Genomic DNA, 4,606 nt, shown 5'->3' on the forward strand with positions numbered 1-4,606 from the left:
GATATACAATATATCAGTTATTTTCTAGGAGGAGCCTGTCACTATAGGCTCCTCCTGTTCTTTTTTAGGAAACCTGTCGTACAGGTTTTTCTTTAAAAAACAAGTGACTGAAAATTGAGATAAATAATCTTTAGAAGAGGTGAGGCATACACATAACAGAAAGGGATTGTTTAAGAAAGGGGGATAAGAAATGATAGTGTTTGGTTATCCGCTTGAGACAATTTATTTATATGGATTTATTGTTGCCACTATACTTACCGTTCTCTATATCTTTTTTGGGGATATATTTGAATCAATATTTAGCTTCGGGGGTGGATCCACATCTATTGTAACGTTACTACTCAGCTTCTTTGCTATGCTCTGTGGTTTTAGTTATATAGGCGAGTATTTATTTTCTTTAAATAGTATCGTTATTTTTAGTCTTGCATTTTGTGTATCTTTTCTTGGAGTTTTTGCGATGAAAATATTAATTTTAAAACCAATTGCAGAGGCTGAGCAAAATACAGTACAACGTATGGATGAGTTTGTTGGATGTCGAGGGGAAGTAATTATTACAATCCCGAAAGAAGGTTTTGGAGAAGTATTAATTTCGTCACAATTTGGAAGCAATGCGATACCAGCTAAGACAATTGGCAAGAAAGAGATTTTGCAAGGAACCGAAGTCATTATTGAGGAAGTTCAAGATGGTGTTTTGCTTGTACAAAACATCGCTTATTCTTTAAAAAAACCAAAGTTATAAGGGGGAATTTGAATGATTCCATTAATTATCGGTGGTGTCTTACTCGCAATTTTACTTTTACTTATTTTGGTGTTCATCACAAAATATCGTACAGTTGGTCCAGATGAAGCACTCATTGTAACAGGGAACTGGCTCGGCGGTGGAAAGAATGTTGTAACAACAGATGATGGAAAGAAGATTAAGATCATTCGTGGTGGTGGTACTTTTGTTGTACCAATTATGCAACGAGCAGAACCTCTTAGTTTATTAAACTATAAATTAGAAGTTGGAACACGTGATACGTATACAAAGCAAGGGGTACCTGTTACAGTAAACGGCGTTTCCATTATTAAAGTAGGATCAACAATTGAAGAAGTATCTACAGCAGCTGAACAATATTTAGGGAAAGAAACAGAAGAGTTAAAAGTAGAAGCGAAAGAGGTATTAGAAGGGCATTTACGTGCCATTTTATCTTCAATGACAGTAGAAGATGCTTATAGTAATAGAGAGCAATTCGCGCAAAAGGTGCATGAAGTAGCTTCGACTGATTTGAAAAAGATGGGTCTTCGCATTGTTTCCTTTACAATTAAAGAAATAATGGACAAAAACGGCTATTTAGATGCACTTGGCCAGCCACAAATTGCAACTGTAAAACGTGATGCACAGATAGCAAATGCAGAGCGTGAAAAAGAGGCACGTATTGAAAAAGCGCGTGCAGAGAAAGAAGCGAAAGCAGCTGAATATCAACGTGATGCACAAATTGCAGAAGCTGAAAAGCATAAGGAATTAAAAGTACAATCATATAAGCGGGAGCAAGAACAAGCTCGTGCCGATGCAGATCTTTCGTATGAATTACAACAAGCAAAAGCACAACAAAATGTAACGGAAGAACAGATGCGCGTTAAAATCATTGAGCGTGAAAAACAAATTGAATTAGAAGAAAAAGAAATTGCGCGTCGTGAAAAACAATATGACGCGGAAGTAAAGAAAAAAGCAGATGCAGATCGTTATGCAGTTGAACAATCAGCGGAAGCAGAAAAAGTAAAACAAATGAAAAAAGCAGATGCAGAGCAATATAAAATCGAGGCAGAGGCAAAAGCGCGTGCAGAAGAAGTGCGTGTAGAAGGTTTAGCAAAAGCTGAAATTGAAAAAGCACAAGGGCAAGCTAAAGCTGAAGTTCAAAAAGCACAAGGTACAGCAGAAGCGGATGTTATTAGGTTAAAAGGTTTAGCAGAAGCAGAAGCGAAACAAAAAATTGCCGAAGCATTTGAATTATATGGGCAAGCAGCAATTATGGATATGGTCCTTAAAATGCTTCCAAACTATGCGAAGGAAATTGCAAGTCCACTTAGCAACATTGATAAAATTACTGTTGTTGATACAGGCGGCGGTGGAAAAAACAGCGGTGCTGGAAAAGTGGCAGGATATGCGACTGACTTAATGGCAACGATGCAGGAAACATTAAAAGCTTCTTCTGGTATTGATTTGAAAGAGCTATTAGAAAGTTTTGCTGGAAAAGGTGCAGTGCAGCAGGCGGTTAGCGAAAAGCCTGTAGTGCAAGTGGTAGAAGAACAGAATAAAGAGCATCAAGAATAGTGTTGAGTAAAGCCTCTGATCATATGATCAGAGGCTTTTTGCTGCTACTTAAAAAATTTTAATAATACACATGCTTATATGTTGTTTTAATTATTTAATTTATATAGAATTAAAGATATATATGAATTATTTCATGTGTCTATAGGATAATATTTTTATTTACATTATAAGATTTATATAAAAGGATAAAAATGTTAAAAGTTTTGCGGTTTAAACAAAAACGTATAAAGGGGAAAGAGATATGTTTCAAGGGACAAAGGGACTAAGGGGAGTACCTTTAAAAGCAAAATTACTTGTATCGTTTATTATTATTTTAATTCTTCCAAGTGTTGTAATTGGCTGGACGTCTTATCAACAAGCAAAAACAAATTTTAATGAAGCAATTTTACAAGCAGCAAAAGATAATATAAAGATTTTAGATAATGTGGTAAATAAAGACATAGAAAATAAGTATGTAGATGCGACGTATTATGCAAAGCTATTTACACAAGCAAGTTATCAAGAAGATCAGCTTCAAAATGTTCAAAATAAATTAGAAGAATACAATAAGGTACACCCAGGAGTGGAAGCAATCTATAGTGGTTCTAGCAACGGACAATTTATTCAATCACCAAATGTTCAAATGCCAGAAGGATACAATCCTACAGAAAGGGATTGGTATAAAGAAGCAGTGAAAAAGAGTGGAGAAGTGATTGTAACGGCTCCTTATACATCAAATACGACAGGGAATGTAGTTGTAACAATTGCGAAGCAAAATGAAGATAAAAGCGGTGTAATTGGTATTGATTTAATCATTAATGGAATTGTGACTACTTCCAAAATGGTTAACATCGGAAAAGAAGGATATGTAGCAATTTTTGACCAAAACAAGAATATAGTCGCACATCCGTCTAAAAAACCAGGTGAGAAACTGGAAGATTCATTGGCGAAAGAACTTTATCAAAAAGAGACAGGAGATTTTCAGTATTCTCTAGATGGTAAAGACCAAAATGTAATATTTAAGACAAATAAGAAAACAGGATGGAAAATAGTAGGGTTTATGCCTTCAAAAGAAGTCATTCAGGCAGCTGAGCCTATTCTTTATAAAACATTGACTGTAATAGGTATTTCATTATTAATTGGTGGAGTGTTAATTTATTTCATTATCGCCTCTATTATTACACCGTTAAAAGAACTTGTTATGTCATCAAAGAAAATTAGTGAAGGGGATTTAACAGAATCAATTGCTATTTATTCGAAAGATGAAATTGGACAATTAGGGCTAAGCTTTAATGAAATGTCGACATCTTTACATACTGTGATTTCTCAGATTAATAAGTCAGCAGGCTATGTAGCGGCTTCTTCAGAAGAATTGACAGCTAGTGTAAAACAAGCAAGTGAAGCGACAGGACAAATTACACAAGCTATGGAGCAAGTATCAAGTGGTGCAGAAATACAAAATCGAGAAGTTGAAGAGGGAGCAAATTTATTAGAAGAAGTTACAGAAGGAATCCAACGTGTTGCAGATAGTTCTTCATTAGTATCAAATGCATCTGTATATACAAAGCAAAAAGCTGAAGATGGCGGGAAATTAGTAGAACAAACAGTTAATCAAATGCAATTAATTCATCAATCTGTTTCGCATTCAGATACAGTCATTGCTTTATTAGATGATAAGTCGAAACAAATTGGAGAAATTCTTGAGGTAATCCAACACATTGCGGAGCAGACAAATTTATTAGCATTAAATGCAGCAATCGAGGCAGCAAGAGCTGGTGAGCATGGAAGAGGTTTTGCAATTGTAGCAGATGAGGTGCGGAAGTTAGCGGAACAATCAGGACAATCTTCTACAGAAATCGGAAAGCTAGTATCGGAAATACAGTCCGATATAAAACAAACCGTAAATTCTATGAATCAAGTGGGAAAAGAAGTACAGTCAGGGCTTGTAGTTGCTAACGAGACAAAACAAAGCTTTGCAGAAATATTACGTTCTACAAATGATACAGTTTTACAAATAGATAATATGGTAGATATAGCAAAACGTATGACAGTAGATGCAAAACAAGTAAGTGCATCCATTAATGAAATTGCAGCAACAGTCGAAGAAAATGCGGCAAGTGTACAAAATATTGTTGGTTCTTCTGAAGAACAATTGGCTTCCGTGGAAGAAATTAATTCAGCGGCAGTTCATTTATCACAAATGGCTGAAGAGTTACAAGGAATGATTGGGAAATTTAAAGTGTAAAAAGATTTTTATATTCTATATATACATCAAAAACCCCTCTTTTTAGGTAGGGGAGAGCATCTGGCCAT

At 35.3% G+C, this 4,606-nt stretch carries 3 protein-coding genes; all 3 read left to right on the top strand.

Annotated features, from left to right (window positions below):
* Positions 1–190: 190 nt before the first annotated feature.
* Complete coding sequence (locus V7183_RS19170) at positions 191–739, top strand: NfeD family protein (protein WP_097896607.1); 549 nt, start codon at positions 191–193, stop codon at positions 737–739.
* 12 nt (positions 740–751) lie between these two features.
* A complete protein-coding gene (locus V7183_RS19175) occupies positions 752–2,314 on the top strand; it encodes a flotillin family protein (RefSeq protein ID WP_097896606.1) in 1,563 nt (520 codons plus the stop codon).
* A gap of 241 nt (positions 2,315–2,555) precedes the next feature.
* Complete coding sequence (locus tag V7183_RS19180) at positions 2,556–4,538, top strand: methyl-accepting chemotaxis protein (protein ID WP_335360490.1); 1,983 nt, start codon at positions 2,556–2,558, stop codon at positions 4,536–4,538.
* Positions 4,539–4,606: the final 68 nt, after the last annotated feature.

This window comes from Bacillus sp. JJ1127, from assembly GCF_036965845.1.
Taxonomy (GTDB): domain Bacteria; phylum Bacillota; class Bacilli; order Bacillales; family Bacillaceae_G; genus Bacillus_A.